8 protein-coding genes and 1 pseudogene are annotated in these 15,573 nt (G+C 62.3%); 7 read left to right on the top strand and 2 right to left on the bottom strand.

Translation table 11 applies throughout. The features are described from left to right. Nucleotides 1–213 precede the first annotated feature (213 nt). The 3 genes and pseudogenes from rpoB (at nt 214) to NLY44_RS08575 (ending at nt 9,438) form a co-directional block, all read left to right on the top strand. Nucleotides 214–4,350, top strand: a complete 4,137-nt coding sequence (gene rpoB / locus NLY44_RS08585) for a DNA-directed RNA polymerase subunit beta (RefSeq protein ID WP_023686024.1) — start codon at nt 214–216, stop codon at nt 4,348–4,350. Nucleotides 4,351–4,497: 147 nt separating this feature from the next. Further along, nucleotides 4,498–8,693, top strand: a pseudogene (gene rpoC, locus NLY44_RS08580) (DNA-directed RNA polymerase subunit beta'). A gap of 79 nt (nt 8,694–8,772) precedes the next feature. After that, the gene (locus tag NLY44_RS08575) at nt 8,773–9,438 is read left to right on the top strand and encodes an O-methyltransferase (RefSeq protein WP_023807010.1); all 666 of its coding nucleotides are present in this window, start codon (nt 8,773–8,775) and stop codon (nt 9,436–9,438) included. A 46-nt stretch (nt 9,439–9,484) separates the two neighbouring features. On the opposite strand, the gene NLY44_RS08570 is transcribed toward NLY44_RS08575, so the two are convergent. Both NLY44_RS08570 and NLY44_RS08565 read right to left on the bottom strand, forming a co-directional pair. Beyond that, complete coding sequence (locus tag NLY44_RS08570) at nt 9,485–10,420, bottom strand: Gfo/Idh/MocA family protein (RefSeq protein ID WP_023807011.1); 936 nt, start codon at nt 10,418–10,420, stop codon at nt 9,485–9,487. 106 nt (nt 10,421–10,526) lie between these two features. After that, entirely contained in the window at nt 10,527–10,808 is a 282-nt protein-coding gene (locus NLY44_RS08565; RefSeq protein ID WP_023694876.1) for a hypothetical protein, read from the bottom strand. Nucleotides 10,809–11,303: 495 nt separating this feature from the next. Between NLY44_RS08565 and rpsL the strand changes: the two genes are divergently transcribed. From rpsL to tuf, 4 genes are all read left to right on the top strand, one after another. Beyond that, nucleotides 11,304–11,675, top strand: a complete 372-nt coding sequence (rpsL, locus tag NLY44_RS08560) for a 30S ribosomal protein S12 (RefSeq protein WP_006333356.1) — start codon at nt 11,304–11,306, stop codon at nt 11,673–11,675. Between the two features lie 60 nt (nt 11,676–11,735). Then, on the top strand, nt 11,736–12,206 hold the full coding sequence (gene rpsG, locus NLY44_RS08555; RefSeq protein ID WP_008875664.1) for a 30S ribosomal protein S7: 471 nt from the start codon (nt 11,736–11,738) through the stop codon (nt 12,204–12,206). Between the two features lie 30 nt (nt 12,207–12,236). Continuing rightward, nucleotides 12,237–14,327, top strand: coding sequence for an elongation factor G (fusA, locus tag NLY44_RS08550; RefSeq protein WP_023667430.1), 2,091 nt, complete (start codon nt 12,237–12,239; stop codon nt 14,325–14,327). A gap of 65 nt (nt 14,328–14,392) precedes the next feature. Next, entirely contained in the window at nt 14,393–15,568 is a 1,176-nt protein-coding gene (tuf, locus tag NLY44_RS08545) for an elongation factor Tu (protein WP_023723394.1), read from the top strand. Nucleotides 15,569–15,573 lie beyond the last annotated feature (5 nt).

Here is a 15,573-nt window from a genome sequence, read left to right as displayed (position 1 = left end):
CACTCCCTTCATCAGAGGGGAGGATGCGTAGCGCGAGATGTACGAGAACCTCTTTCCTGAGGGCCGAACCGGCCTTCAGGAAACGGGTTTTCTCCCGTTTTAGCCGTCGCCGCCAGGCGGCGGGAAACAGATCAGGGGCCGCCGCCGAGGTGGCCGCGCATGCAAGGTGAGCCGCGGCGAGGCTCGCCCCGAGTTTATAGCTAAGGAGCGACGATGGCCCAGACCCAGACTTTCAATGGCCGCAGACGCGTACGCAAGTTCTTCGGAAAGATTCCGGAAGTTGCGGAGATGCCGAACCTGATCGAGGTTCAAAAAGCATCCTATGACCAGTTCCTGATGGTGGCGGAGCCCAAGGGTGGGCGTCCGGACGAGGGACTGCAGGCCGTTTTCAAGTCGGTTTTCCCGATCTCCGATTTCTCCGGCTCCTCGATGCTGGAGTTCGTGAAGTACGAGTTCGAAGGACCGAAATTCGACGTTGACGAATGCCGTCAGCGCGACCTGACCTATGCCGCGCCACTCAAGGTGACGCTGCGCCTCATCGTGTTCGATATCGACGAGGATACCGGCGCAAAGTCGATCAAGGACATCAAGGAGCAGGACGTCTATATGGGCGACATGCCGCTCATGACGCTCAACGGCACCTTCATCGTCAATGGCACGGAGCGCGTCATCGTCTCGCAGATGCACCGTTCGCCGGGCGTCTTCTTCGACCATGACAAGGGCAAGTCGCACTCCTCGGGCAAGCTTTTGTTTGCGGCGCGCGTCATTCCCTATCGCGGTTCGTGGCTCGACATCGAGTTCGATTCCAAGGACGTCGTGCACGCCCGTATCGACCGCCGCCGCAAGATTCCGGTGACGTCGCTCTTGATGGCGCTCGGCATGGACGGCGAAGAGATCCTGTCGACCTTCTACAACAAGATCACCTACAAGCGCGCCGGCGACCACTGGCGCATCCCGTTCAACGTCGAGCGTTTCCGCGGCCTGAAGGCCGTTGGCGACCTCGTCGATGCCGACACCGGCGAAGTTGTCGTCGAGGCCGGCAAGAAGATCACCGCCCGCCAGGCAAGGGCGCTTGGCGAAAAGGGTCTGAAGGCGATCAAGGCGACCGACGAGGATCTGCTCGGCAACTACCTGGCCGAGGACATCGTCAACTACGGCACCGGCGAGATTTTCCTCGAAGCCGGCGACGAGATCGACGAAAAGACGCTGAAGGTGCTGCTCGGCACGGGCGAAAGCGAGATCAAGGTTCTCGACATCGACCACGTCAATGTCGGCGCCTACATCCGCAATACGCTCAACGTCGACAAGAACGAGAGCCGCCAGGACGCACTGTTCGACATCTACCGTGTCATGCGCCCGGGCGAGCCGCCGACGCTTGAAACCGCCGAAGCCATGTTCAACTCGCTGTTCTTCGACTCGGAGCGCTACGACCTGTCGGCCGTCGGCCGCGTCAAGATGAACATGCGCCTCGAGCTCAAGGCCGAGGATACCGTGCGTGTGCTGCGCAAGGACGACATCCTGGCCGTGGTCAAGACGCTGGTCGAGCTGCGCGACGGCAAGGGCGAGATCGACGACATCGACAATCTCGGCAACCGCCGCGTGCGTTCTGTCGGCGAGCTGATGGAGAACCAATACCGCGTCGGCCTGCTGCGCATGGAGCGCGCGATCAAGGAACGTATGTCCTCGATCGAGATCGATACGGTGATGCCGCAGGACCTGATCAACGCCAAGCCGGCGGCTGCCGCCGTGCGCGAGTTCTTCGGTTCCTCGCAGCTGTCGCAGTTCATGGATCAGACCAACCCGCTGTCGGAGATCACCCACAAGCGCCGCCTGTCGGCACTTGGCCCGGGCGGTCTGACCCGCGAGCGCGCCGGCTTCGAAGTGCGCGACGTGCACCCGACGCATTACGGCCGCATCTGCCCGATCGAGACGCCGGAAGGCCCGAACATCGGTCTGATCAACTCGCTGGCGACCTTCGCGCGCGTCAACAAGTACGGCTTCATCGAAAGCCCGTACCGCAAGATCGTCAACGGCAAGCTGACCAATGAGGTCGTCTATCTCTCCGCTATGGAAGAGTCCAAGCACCACGTCGCGCAGGCCAATGCCGAGCTCGACAAGAATGGTGGTTTCGTCGACGAATTCGTCATTTGCCGCAGCGCCGGCGAAGTGATGATGGCGCCGCGCGAAAACGTCGATCTGATGGACGTGTCGCCCAAGCAGATGGTGTCCGTGGCCGCGGCGCTGATCCCGTTCCTCGAGAACGACGACGCCAACCGCGCGCTGATGGGCTCCAACATGCAGCGTCAGGCCGTGCCGCTGGTGCGCGCCGAAGCGCCGTTCGTAGGCACCGGCATGGAGCCGATCGTTGCCCGTGACTCGGGCGCCGCCATCGGCGCCCGCCGCGGCGGCATCGTCGACCAGGTGGACGCGACGCGTATCGTCATCCGCGCCACGGAAGATCTCGATCCCGGCAAGTCGGGCGTCGACATCTACCGGCTGATGAAGTTCCAGCGTTCGAACCAGAACACCTGCATCAACCAGCGTCCGCTGGTGCGCATGGGCGACCGCGTCAACAAGGGCGACATCATCGCCGACGGTCCGTCGACCGAGCTCGGCGATCTGGCGCTCGGCCGCAACGTGCTGGTCGCGTTCATGCCGTGGAACGGCTACAACTACGAGGACTCGATCCTGCTCTCCGAGCGCATCGTGGCCGACGACGTCTTCACCTCGATCCACATCGAGGAATTCGAGGTCATGGCCCGCGACACCAAGCTTGGACCGGAGGAAATCACACGCGACATTCCGAACGTTTCGGAAGAAGCGCTGAAGAACCTCGACGAAGCCGGCATCGTCTATATCGGCGCGGAAGTGCAGCCGGGCGACATCCTGGTCGGCAAGATCACGCCGAAGGGCGAAAGCCCGATGACGCCGGAAGAAAAGCTCCTGCGCGCCATCTTCGGTGAAAAGGCGTCCGACGTTCGCGACACCTCGATGCGCATGCCTCCGGGCACCTTCGGCACCGTCGTCGAAGTGCGCGTCTTCAACCGCCACGGCGTCGAGAAGGACGAGCGCGCCATGGCGATCGAACGCGAGGAGATCGAACGCCTCGCCAAGGACCGCGACGACGAGCAGGCGATCCTCGACCGCAACGTCTATTCGCGCCTTTCCGACGTTCTCGTCGGCAAGGAAGCGATTGCCGGGCCGAAGGGCTTCAAGAAGGGCTCGAAACTGTCGAAGGACACGCTTGACGAGTATCCGCGTTCGCAGTGGTGGCAGTTTGCGGTGGAGAACGAAAAGCTCCAGAGCGAACTGGAAGCCCTGCGTGGCCAGTACGACGATTCCAAGAAGGCGCTCGAGCAGCGCTTCATGGACAAGGTCGAGAAGGTCCAGCGCGGCGACGAAATGCCTCCGGGCGTCATGAAGATGGTCAAGGTCTTCGTGGCCGTGAAGCGCAAGATGCAGCCGGGCGACAAGATGGCGGGACGTCACGGCAACAAGGGTGTCGTGTCGCGGATCGTTCCGGTCGAGGACATGCCTTTCCTCGAGGACGGCACGCATGCCGATATCGTGCTCAACCCGCTGGGTGTGCCGAGCCGCATGAATGTCGGCCAGATCCTGGAAACGCATCTGGGCTGGGCATGCGCGGGCATGGGCAAGAAGATCGGCGAGCTGATCGACGCGTACAAGACGGCTGGAGACATCAAGCCGTTGCGCAAGACGCTCGAGAGCTTCATCCCAGCCAACGACCGCAACGAGCCGGTCCGCGAATATGACGACGAGAGCATCGTTCGCCTCAGCGAGCAGATGCGCCGCGGCGTCTCTATCGCGACACCGGTGTTCGACGGCGCGCATGAAGTCGACATCAACATCATGCTGGAGCAGGCGGGCCTGCACACCAGCGGTCAGTCGCAGCTCTATGACGGACGCACCGGCGAGCCGTTCGATCGCAAGGTGACGATGGGCTATATCTATATGCTCAAGCTTCACCACCTGGTGGACGACAAGATCCACGCGCGTTCGATCGGTCCGTACTCGCTCGTTACCCAGCAGCCGCTGGGCGGCAAGGCGCAGTTCGGTGGCCAGCGCTTCGGCGAAATGGAGGTCTGGGCGCTGGAAGCCTATGGCGCCGCCTACACGCTGCAGGAAATGCTGACGGTGAAGTCGGACGATGTCGCCGGCCGCACCAAGGTCTACGAGGCGATCGTGCGCGGCGACGACACGTTCGAGGCCGGCATTCCCGAGAGCTTCAACGTGCTCGTCAAGGAAATGCGGTCTCTCGGCCTCAATGTCGAGCTGGAGAACACCAAGCTCGACGACAACCCTGTCCGGCTGCCAGATGCTGCCGAATAGGGGCGCGGCCGAGTAAGCAAGACATCCGGTCGCGGAACGCCGCGACCGGATGCGACAAATTCTACGGCCAGTGGGCCGACCACTCAGCGGGCATTTGGCCCGCGTTAGATGCAAGGGGTTTTCGAGGACCCCGAAAAGGAGAACGGCATGAACCAAGAGGTCATGAATCTCTTCAATCCGCAGGCGCCGGCGCAGGTGTTCGATTCCATCCGGATATCGCTCGCCAGCCCTGAGAAGATTCTGTCCTGGTCGTTCGGCGAGATCAAGAAGCCGGAGACCATCAACTACCGCACCTTCAAGCCGGAGCGTGACGGTCTGTTCTGCGCGCGCATTTTTGGCCCGATCAAGGACTATGAATGCCTATGCGGCAAGTACAAGCGCATGAAGTACAAGGGCGTCATCTGCGAAAAGTGCGGCGTCGAAGTCACGCTGTCGCGCGTTCGCCGCGAGCGCATGGGCCACATCGAGCTGGCGGCACCTGTCGCTCACATCTGGTTCCTGAAGTCGCTGCCGTCGCGCATCGGCACGCTGCTCGACATGACCCTGAAGGACATCGAGCGCGTCCTCTACTTCGAGAACTACATCGTCACCGAGCCTGGCCTCACCGCGCTGAAGGAGCACCAGCTGCTCAGCGAGGAAGAGTACATGATCGCCGTCGACGAGTATGGCGAGGATTCGTTCACCGCCATGATCGGCGCCGAGGCCATTCATGACCTTCTGGCCGGCATGGACCTGGAGAAGATCGCCGGCGACCTGCGTTCGGAACTGGCTTCGACCACGTCCGAGCTGAAGCAGAAGAAGTATCTGAAGCGGCTCAAGGTCGTCGAGAACTTCATGGAGTCCGGCAACCGTCCGGAATGGATGATCATGAAGGTGGTTCCGGTGATCCCGCCGGACCTTCGCCCGCTGGTTCCTCTGGATGGCGGCCGTTTCGCGACGTCCGACCTGAACGATCTCTATCGCCGCGTCATCAACCGCAACAACCGCCTGAAGCGGCTGATCGAGCTGCGCGCGCCCGGCATCATTGTGCGCAATGAAAAGCGCATGCTGCAGGAAGCCGTCGATGCGCTGTTCGACAACGGCCGTCGCGGCCGCGTCATCACCGGCGCCAACAAGCGTCCGCTGAAGTCGCTGTCCGACATGTTGAAGGGCAAGCAGGGCCGGTTCCGCCAGAACCTGCTCGGCAAGCGCGTCGACTATTCGGGCCGTTCGGTCATCGTCACCGGTCCGGAGCTCAAGCTGCACCAGTGCGGCCTGCCGAAGAAGATGGCGCTCGAACTGTTCAAGCCGTTCATCTACGCCCGCCTCGACGCCAAGGGTTCTCCTCGACCGTCAAGCAGGCCAAGAAGCTGGTCGAGAAGGAGCGTCCGGAAGTCTGGGATATCCTCGACGAGGTCATTCGCGAGCATCCGGTGCTGCTGAACCGTGCGCCGACGCTGCACCGCCTCGGCATCCAGGCGTTCGAGCCGATCCTGATCGAAGGCAAGGCGATCCAGCTGCATCCGCTGGTCTGCACGGCCTTCAACGCCGACTTCGACGGCGACCAGATGGCCGTTCACGTGCCGCTGTCGCTGGAAGCGCAGCTTGAAGCCCGCGTGCTGATGATGTCGACCAACAACATCCTGCACCCGGCTTCCGGCGCGCCGATCATCGTGCCGTCGCAGGACATGGTTCTGGGTCTCTACTATCTCTCGATCGTCAATCAGAACGAGCCGGGCGAAGGCATGGTGTTTGCCGACATGGGCGAACTCCAGCATGCGCTCGAGACCAAGGCGGTGACGCTGCACTCCAAGATCAAGGGTCGCTTCCGCACGGTCGACGCCGAAGGCAAGGTCGTGTCGAAAATCTACGACACCACGCCTGGCCGCATGATCATCGGCGAACTGCTGCCGAAGAACGTCAACGTGCCTTACGAGACCGCCAACCAGGAGATGACCAAGAAGAACATCTCCAAGATGATCGACACCGTCTACCGCCACTGCGGTCAGAAGGAGACGGTCATTTTCTGCGACCGCATCATGGCCCTCGGCTTCAGCCACGCCTGCCGCGCCGGCATTTCGTTCGGCAAGGACGACATGCTGATCCCGGACGCCAAGATCAAGCTGGTTTCCGACACCGAAGCTTTGGCCAAGGAATACGAGCAGCAGTACAATGACGGCCTGATCACTCAGGGCGAGAAGTACAACAAGGTCGTCGACGCCTGGGCCAAGTGCTCGGAAAAGGTCGCCGACGAGATGATGGCCCGCATCAAGGCCGTCGAGTTCGAGGACAGTGGCCGTCAAAAGCCGATGAACTCGATCTACATGATGTCGCATTCGGGTGCGCGTGGTTCGCCCACCCAGATGCGTCAGCTCGCCGGCATGCGCGGCCTGATGGCAAAGCCCTCGGGTGAAATCATCGAGACGCCGATCATCTCGAACTTCAAGGAAGGCCTGACCGTGCTCGAGTACTTCAACTCGACCCACGGCGCCCGCAAGGGTCTGGCCGACACTGCCTTGAAGACGGCGAACTCGGGTTACCTCACCCGTCGTCTGGTCGACGTGGCGCAGGACTGCATCGTCAACTCCGTGGATTGCGGCACCGACAAGGGCCTCACCATGCAGCCGATCGTCGATGCCGGTCAGGTCGTCGCTTCGGTCGGCCAGCGCGTGCTGGGCCGCACCTCGCTCGACGACATCACGCATCCGGTTTCGGGTGAGGTTCTGGTCAAGGCCGGAACGCTGATGGACGAACGTGACGTGGAAAAGATCGAAAAGGCCGGCGTGCAGTCGGTCCGCATTCGCTCGGCACTGACCTGCGAGGTCAGGATCGGCGTCTGTGCGGTCTGCTACGGACGCGATCTTGCCCGCGGCACCCCGGTCAACCAGGGCGAAGCCGTCGGCGTCATCGCGGCGCAGTCGATCGGCGAGCCGGGCACCCAGCTCACCATGCGTACCTTCCACATGGGCGGTACGGCGCAGGTGGTGGACAGCTCGTTCCTTGAAGCCTCGTACGAGGGCAAGGTCGAGATCCGCAACCGCAACGTGGTGCGCAACTCGGACGGCCAGCAGATGGTCATGGGCCGCAACATGGCGGTGCTGATCCTCGACGAAGCCGGCAAGGAGCGTGCCTCGCATCGCCTTACCTATGGTTCGCGCATCTTCGTGGACGATGGCGACAAGGTGAAGCGGGGCCAGCGTATCGCCGAATGGGATCCCTATACCCGCCCTGTCCTTACCGAAATCGAGGGCAAGGTGTCGTACGAGGATCTGGTCGACGGCATTTCCGTTCAGGAAACGGCCGACGAATCGACCGGCATCACCAAGCGCGAGGTCATCGACTGGCGCTCGACGCCGCGCGGCAACGACCTCAAGCCGGCGATCGCCATCCTTGACCCCAAGGGCAAGGTCGGCAAGCTGTCGAAGGGCGGCGACGCCCGCTTCCTGCTCTCGGTAGAGGCCATTCTTTCGGTCGAGCCGGGTTCGCAGGTTCGTCCCGGCGACGTTTTGGCGCGTATCCCGATGGAAAGCGCCAAGACCAAGGACATCACCGGCGGTCTGCCGCGTGTTGCCGAACTGTTCGAGGCACGTCGTCCGAAGGATCACGCCATCATCGCCGAGATCGATGGCACGATCCGCTTCGGCCGCGACTACAAGAACAAGCGCCGCATCATCATCGAGCCGCATGACTCGACGCTTGAGCCGGTCGAATACCTGATCCCGAAGGGCAAGCCGTTCCATCTCCAGGACGGCGACGTCATCGAGAAGGGCGACTACATCCTCGACGGCAATCCGGCGCCGCACGACATCCTGGCGATCAAGGGCGTGGAAGCACTTGCTTCCTACCTCGTGAACGAAATCCAGGAAGTCTACCGTCTGCAGGGCGTGTCGATCAACGACAAGCACATCGAGGTGATCGTTCGCCAGATGCTGCAGAAGGTCGAGATCACGGTGCAGGGCGACTCGACCTACATTCCGGGCGACCACGTCGACGTGATCGAACTGGAAGAGGTCAACGAGCGCTTGGTCGAGGACGGCAAGAAGCCGGCCGAAGGCCAGCCGGTGCTGCTGGGCATCACCAAGGCCTCGCTGCAGACGCCGTCCTTCATCTCGGCCGCCTCCTTCCAGGAGACGACCAGGGTGCTGACCGAAGCTGCGGTTGCCGGCAAGACCGACATGCTGCAGGGCCTGAAGGAAAACGTCATCGTCGGCCGGCTGATCCCGGCCGGTACCGGCGGCACGATGAGCCAGATCCGGCGCATCGCCACCTCGCGCGACGAACTGATCATCGACGAGCGCCGCAAGGCCTCCGGTGTCGAGGTCGCCGAGCCGATGCTGACCGACATGGTCAACGCCGCGCAGTAAGCGCGGCAGGACGAGAAGAAGGAAGGGGGCCCCAGTGGCCCCTTTTCGCGTTTTGACCCCTAATCGAATCGAGGAAAACATGAGCAAGAAGGTTTGGACTGACGTCGACGACTACATCGTTTCCTCTCTCTTCGAGGTGGATCCCGTCCTTGACGCGGTGCTTGCGGCCAACCGCGACCAGGGCCTGCCGGCCATCGACGTATCGCCGGCGCAGGGCAAGCTGCTGTCGCTGCTGGTCCGCATCAGCGGCGCCAGGAAGGTGCTGGAGATCGGCACGCTTGGCGGCTACTCGACCATCTGGATGGCAAGGGGATTGCCCGTCGGCGGCAAGATCGTGACGCTCGAACTCGAGCCGCATCATGCAAAAGTCGCGCACTCGAATCTCGAGCGGGCAGGGGTGTCGGACAAGGTCGAGCTCAGGATCGGCCCCGCGCTTCAGTCGCTTGAGACGCTGGTTGCCGAAAATGCCGCTCCGTTCGATCTGATCTTCATCGACGCCGACAAGCCGAACAACCCGAATTATCTGTCATGGGCCATGCGCCTGTCGCGGCCGGGGACGGTCATCATCTGCGACAACGTCATCCGCGACGGCACCGTGCTCAACGACGATGGCCGTGACGCGTATGTCGAAGGCGCACGCGGTGCGTTTTCCTTCATCGGCGGCGACAATGGCCTGGACGGCACCGCCATCCAGACCGTCGGCGCCAAAGGCTATGACGGGTTTGCGATTGCGATCGTCGAGTAAGGCTGCATGGTGAGTGTCCGGACTGCGGTCCGGCAGAACTCATCGCTCAATCGAAGAACGCTTCCACCACATTGCGCTTGCCGAGCATGAACGCGTCGGCGACGTGCTGCAGGGGTGCCAAATCGACATCGGAGACGCCGTCGCGTACGACTTCGGCGAAGCGCCGGTAAAGCTGGGGATATTCGGCCTCCGGCTCGTCGTGAACCAACTTGCCGTCGATGGCAAGCTTGGTGCCGCCGCCGGACAGCACCATCTTGCCCTTGTCGGTGTCCGCCCGGATGTCCCAGCTCTGTGGTCCCGTCTGCAGCCAGTCGAGCTCCATGGTCACCGGCAACCCATCCGAGGTGCGGAAGGTCACGTGGGCCGCCACAGGCGAAGCGCGGTTTTCCGGGAAGTCGAGGACGGCCGAGGTGATGAACATCGCCGGCAGGATGTGGGTTGCGATCGACAGTGCGTTTATGCCGGGATCGAAGACGCCGAAACCGCCCGGCGCCCAGATCCAATCCTGGTTCGGATGCCAGCGGCGGACATCTTCCTTCCAGGCGATGGCAGCCGAGTTGACCTTGGCCGACGCCAGGAAGGCGCGCGCGGCCTCCACTGCCGGCGCGTAGCGCGAATGCCAGCTGGCGAACAGTGAAACGCCATTGGCTGCCGCCAGCTGCTTCAGGTCCTCGACCTCACTGACCGTAGCGCCCGGCGGCTTCTCCAGGAAAACATGCTTCTTCGCAATCAGCGCCGTGCGTGCCGCGTCGTAGCGGAACTGCGGCGGCATGCACAGCGACACGGCCTCGAGTTCCGGCACCGCGTCGAGCATCGCCTCAATGGTCGGAAAATTCGGGATGCCGTCCACCTTGCCGTGCCGGCTGGCGGCGGCGATGAGGCGGTAGTCCGCATCCTTGGCCACTGCCGGCAGATGCTGGTCGCGCACGATCTTGCCGACGCCGACGATGCCGAGCTTGATGGGACCATTGTTCGAGGGCATGGGAACTCCGCGGATTCGAATTTGGCTGGTTAAGTCGCTCGGTTCTTAGCAGAGAACCGGTGCCGGGCAAGCCGGCGCGGTGACAGGCGCAAGCAGCCGGCGACGCTCAGAGCGGCACGTCAAACGTGACGATCGACACCTCACCTTCGAGGGCACCCTGAAAGGCTGACAGATGCGGCTCCTCGTCGGGTTCGCCGTCCATATCGCCGATCTGGTCGAGCTCGACCTCGGCATAGCCTTCGGCCGCAAGCGATTCGAGCACCCGGCGCACGGCCGAATCGTCGTCGGGCGCGACCAGCATCACATGGACGCCTTCCGGCTTGCCGCCCTTCTTTTTCCAGACCCGGCCGGTGACGATGGTGACCGGGCGTTCCTCATTGTCGTTCACGGGCTGATTCCTCTTGAGACGGGGGCGGGCGAGGCGTTTTGGGCTGTCCATGCCGCCTTTTGCCATGAAGCGCCGGTGCGGGACAGCCAAAAGCCGGTCACTTTCTTGTCTGCCCCGGTCACTTTCTTCCTTTGCCGTGCAAAATGAAGAAAGAAAATTACATGCGTTTTTCGCATGGCTGCCAAGCCGTCGTCAGCGCGCAATATTTGGCGTGCCGGGGTTGACGGTTCACGGTCTTGCGAGTAGAAGCCGCCCAGTCAGAACCGATGTGAGGCTCTCCCTTCCGAAGCGACACGCTTTGGAGTTTGCCTCAAACAGGGTTCGTTTTACGAGCGAAAAGACATTTCCGGCGCGCATGAAGCGGTTCCCGCTTCCTCTGCATTTTGTTCGGGCAGGACCGCGAGGCGCGGTTTATGGCCCGAATTTGCGTATGGAATTGGCGCTTTGAGCGGCCCTGACCGGGCGAGACACGGAATTGAGAGACAAGAGGGTTTAATGCCTACCGTCAACCAGCTGATCCGCAAGCCGCGCATTGCGCCGGTGAAGCGCAACAAGGTCCCGGCCATGCAGCAGAACCCGCAGAAGCGGGGCGTCTGCACGCGCGTCTATACAACGACGCCGAAGAAGCCGAACTCGGCACTGCGCAAGGTGGCCAAGATCCGCCTGACCAACGGCTTTGAAGTGATCGGCTACATCCCCGGCGAAGGCCACAACCTTCAGGAACACTCCGTGGTCATGATCCGCGGCGGCCGCGTCAAGGATCTTCCGGGCGTGCGCTACCACATCATCCGCGGCGTGCTCGACACGCAGGGCGTGAAGAACCGCAAGCAGCGCCGTTCGAAGTACGGCGCCAAGCGTCCGAAGTAAGACTTTCCGGCCCTGGCGCTGCTTGAATGCGTCGGGCTACGAGATTGAGAGACAAAAGCCATGTCGCGTCGTCACAGTGCAGAAAAGCGTGAGATCAATCCGGACCCGAAGTTCGGCGATCTGATCGTCACCAAGTTCATGAACGCCGTCATGTATGACGGCAAGAAGTCGGTTGCCGAGACCATCGTCTACGGTGCGCTCGACCAGGTTCAGTCGAAGACCAAGCAGGAGCCGGTCACCGTCTTCCATCAGGCGCTCGACAATGTCGCGCCGCATGTGGAAGTCCGGTCGCGCCGCGTCGGCGGCGCTACCTACCAGGTTCCGGTCGATGTGCGCCCCGAGCGCCGTCAGGCCCTGGCGATCCGCTGGCTGATCGCCGCGGCCCGCAACCGCAACGAGACCACCATGGTCGACCGCCTCTCCGGCGAGCTGATGGACGCGGCTAACAACCGCGGCACCGCCGTGAAGAAGCGTGAAGACACCCACAAGATGGCTGAAGCCAACCGCGCTTTCGCACACTACCGCTGGTAAAGCGCGAACGAGACTGAGAAGGCATCCAAGATGGCCCGCGAATACAAAATCGAAGACTACCGCAATTTCGGTATCATGGCGCATATTGACGCCGGCAAGACGACGACCACCGAGCGCGTCCTCTATTACACGGGCAAGTCGCACAAGATCGGCGAAGTCCACGACGGCGCTGCCACCATGGATTGGATGGAGCAGGAGCAGGAGCGCGGCATCACCATCACGTCCGCCGCCACCACGACCTTCTGGAAGGGTCGCAGCGGCAAGATGTACCGCTTCAACATCATCGACACTCCCGGACACGTCGACTTCACCATCGAAGTCGAGCGTTCGCTGCGCGTGCTCGACGGCGCCATTGCGCTGCTCGATGCCAATGCCGGTGTTGAGCCGCAGACGGAAACCGTCTGGCGCCAGGCGGACAAGTATAAAGTTCCGCGGATGATCTTCTGCAACAAGATGGACAAGATCGGCGCCGACTTCTACCGCTCGGTCGAGATGATCGGCTCGCGTCTTGGTGCGCATGCCGTCGTCATGCAGCTGCCGATCGGCGCCGAGACCGAGTTCAAGGGTGTCGTCGACCTCGTCGAGATGAACGCGCTGGTCTGGCGCGACGAGACGCTGGGCGCTGCCTGGGACGTCGTCGAGATCCCGGCCGATCTGCAGGCTCGCGCCGAAGAATACCGCGAGAAGATGATCGAAGCCGCCGTCGAAATGGACGAGACGGCACTCGAGAATTACCTCGAAGGCAAGATGCCGTCGAATGACGAGATCCGCGCGCTGATCCGCAAGGGCACCATCGCGGTCAAGTTCTACCCGATGTTCTGTGGCTCGGCCTTCAAGAACAAGGGCGTGCAGCCGCTGCTCGACGCCGTCGTCGAATACCTGCCGTCGCCGGCCGATGTTCCCGCCATCAAGGGCGTCGACGCCAAGACCGACGCCGAGATCGAGCGTCATGCCGACGACAACGAGCCGCTGTCGATGCTGGCCTTCAAGATCATGAACGACCCGTTCGTCGGTTCGCTGACCTTTGCCCGCATCTATTCGGGCAAGCTGACCAAAGGCATCTCGGTCGATAACACCGTCAAGGGCAAGAAAGAGCGCATCGGCCGCATGCTGCAGATGCATGCGAATTCGCGCGCCGACGTCGAAGAAGCCTTTGCCGGCGACATCGTCGCTCTGGCCGGCCTCAAGGACACGACCACCGGCGATACGCTCAGCGATCCGCTGCACCCGGTCATCCTCGAGCGCATGGAATTCCCAGATCCGGTCATCCAGATCGCCATCGAGCCGAAGACCAAGAACGACCAGGAAAAGATGGGCCTCGCCCTTCACCGCCTGGCCGCCGAGGATCCGTCCTTCCGCGTCAAGACCGACGAGGAAAGCGGCCAGACTATCATTTCGGGCATGGGCGAGCTTCACCTCGACATCATCGTCGACCGCATGCGTCGCGAGTTCAAGGTCGAGGCCAATGTCGGCGCGCCGCAGGTGGCTTACCGCGAGACCATCACCCGCAGGCACGAGCAGGACTACACCCACAAGAAGCAGACCGGCGGTACCGGTCAGTTCGCTCGCGTCAAGATCGTGTTCGAACCGAACCCGGAAAGCTCGGAGTTCGAGTTCGAGACCAAGATCGTCGGCGGTGCGGTTCCCAAGGAATACATCCCGGGTGTCGAAAAGGGCATCAACAGCGTCATGTCGTCGGGTCCGTTCGCGGGCTTCCCGATGATCGGCGTCAAGGCGACGCTTATCGACGGCGCTTACCACGATGTGGACTCCAGCGTCCTGGCCTTCGAAATCGCCGGCCGCGCCTGCTTCCGTGAAGCCGCACCCAAGCTTGGCGTGCAGCTGCTCGAGCCGATCATGAAGGTCGAAGTCGTGACGCCGGAAGACTATGTCGGCAGCGTCATCGGCGACCTGAACGGCCGTCGCGGCCAGATCCAGGGCCAGGAAGCGCGTGGCGTGGCTGTCGTCATCAACGCGATGGTGCCGCTGGCCAACATGTTCAAGTACGTCGACAACCTGCGCTCGATGAGCCAGGGCCGCGCTGCCTACACGATGCAGTTCGATCACTATGAGCCTGTGCCGACCGCGGTCGCCCAGGAAGTCCAGAAGAAATACGCGTAACCCCAGCGGGTTGCATCGGTAACTTAATTCAAGGCCCGTACGGGCGAGCAGATTGGAGACATCACATGGCAAAAGGTAAATTCGAGCGTAACAAGCCTCATGTGAACATTGGCACGATTGGCCACGTCGATCATGGCAAGACGTCGCTGACGGCGGCGATCACGAAGTATTTTGGCGAATACAAGCGCTACGACCAGATCGATGCGGCGCCCGAAGAGAAGGCCCGCGGCATCACGATTTCGACGGCGCACGTCGAATACGAGACGGCAGCGCGCCACTACGCCCATGTCGACTGCCCCGGCCACGCCGACTATGTGAAGAACATGATCACCGGCGCCGCGCAGATGGACGGCGCGATCCTGGTCGTGTCGGCCGCCGACGGCCCGATGCCGCAGACCCGCGAGCACATCCTGCTTGCCCGTCAGGTCGGCGTGCCGTCGATCGTGGTGTTCCTGAACAAGGTCGACCAGGTCGACGACGCCGAGCTGCTCGAACTGGTCGAGCTCGAGGTTCGCGAGCTTCTGTCGAAGAACGAGTTCCCCGGCGACGACATTCCGATCGTCAAGGGTTCGGCTCTGGCTGCTCTGGAAGATTCCAACAAGACCATCGGCGAAGACGCGATCCGCGAGTTGATGGCTGCGGTCGATGCCTACATCCCGACGCCGGTTCGTCCGCTGGACAAGCCGTTCCTGATGCCGATTGAAGACGTGTTCTCGATCTCGGGCCGTGGCACGGTCGTGACCGGCCGCGTCGAGCGCGGCATCGTCAAGGTCGGCGAGGAACTGGAAATCATCGGCATCCGTCCGACGACCAAGACGACCTGCACGGGCGTCGAGATGTTCCGCAAGCTGCTCGATCAGGGCCAGGCCGGCGACAACATCGGCGCGCTGCTGCGCGGCGTTGATCGTGAAGGTGTCGAGCGCGGCCAGGTTCTGGCCAAACCCGGTACGGTGAAGCCGCACAAGAAGTTCGTGGCCGAAGCCTACATCCTGACCAAGGACGAAGGTGGCCGTCACACGCCGTTCTTCACCAACTACCGTCCGCAGTTCTACTTCCGCACGACCGACGTGACCGGCATCGTGTCGCTGCCGGAAGGCACGGAAATGGTTATGCCCGGCGACAACATCACGGTCGATGTCGAGCTGATCGTGCCGATCGCCATGGAAGAGAAGCTGCGCTTCGCCATCCGTGAAGGCGGCCGCACCGTCGGTGCCGGCATCGTCGTCACCATCAAAGAGTAATTTGG

Source organism: Mesorhizobium sp. C089B, assembly GCF_030323125.1.
GTDB lineage: Bacteria > Pseudomonadota > Alphaproteobacteria > Rhizobiales > Rhizobiaceae > Mesorhizobium.
The sequence above is the reverse complement of the archived record's forward strand: the minus strand, read 5'-3'. Positions and strand labels throughout refer to the sequence as shown.

Coding starts and splice junctions, on each gene's coding strand:
- rpoB (WP_023686024.1), top strand. CDS start 214: ATGGCCCAGACCCAGACTTTCAATGGCCGCAGACGCGTACGCAAGTTC.
- NLY44_RS08575 (WP_023807010.1), top strand. CDS start 8,773: ATGAGCAAGAAGGTTTGGACTGACGTCGACGACTACATCGTTTCCTCT.
- NLY44_RS08570 (WP_023807011.1), bottom strand. CDS start 10,420: ATGCCCTCGAACAATGGTCCCATCAAGCTCGGCATCGTCGGCGTCGGC.
- rpsL (WP_006333356.1), top strand. CDS start 11,304: ATGCCTACCGTCAACCAGCTGATCCGCAAGCCGCGCATTGCGCCGGTG.
- rpsG (WP_008875664.1), top strand. CDS start 11,736: ATGTCGCGTCGTCACAGTGCAGAAAAGCGTGAGATCAATCCGGACCCG.
- fusA (WP_023667430.1), top strand. CDS start 12,237: ATGGCCCGCGAATACAAAATCGAAGACTACCGCAATTTCGGTATCATG.
- tuf (WP_023723394.1), top strand. CDS start 14,393: ATGGCAAAAGGTAAATTCGAGCGTAACAAGCCTCATGTGAACATTGGC.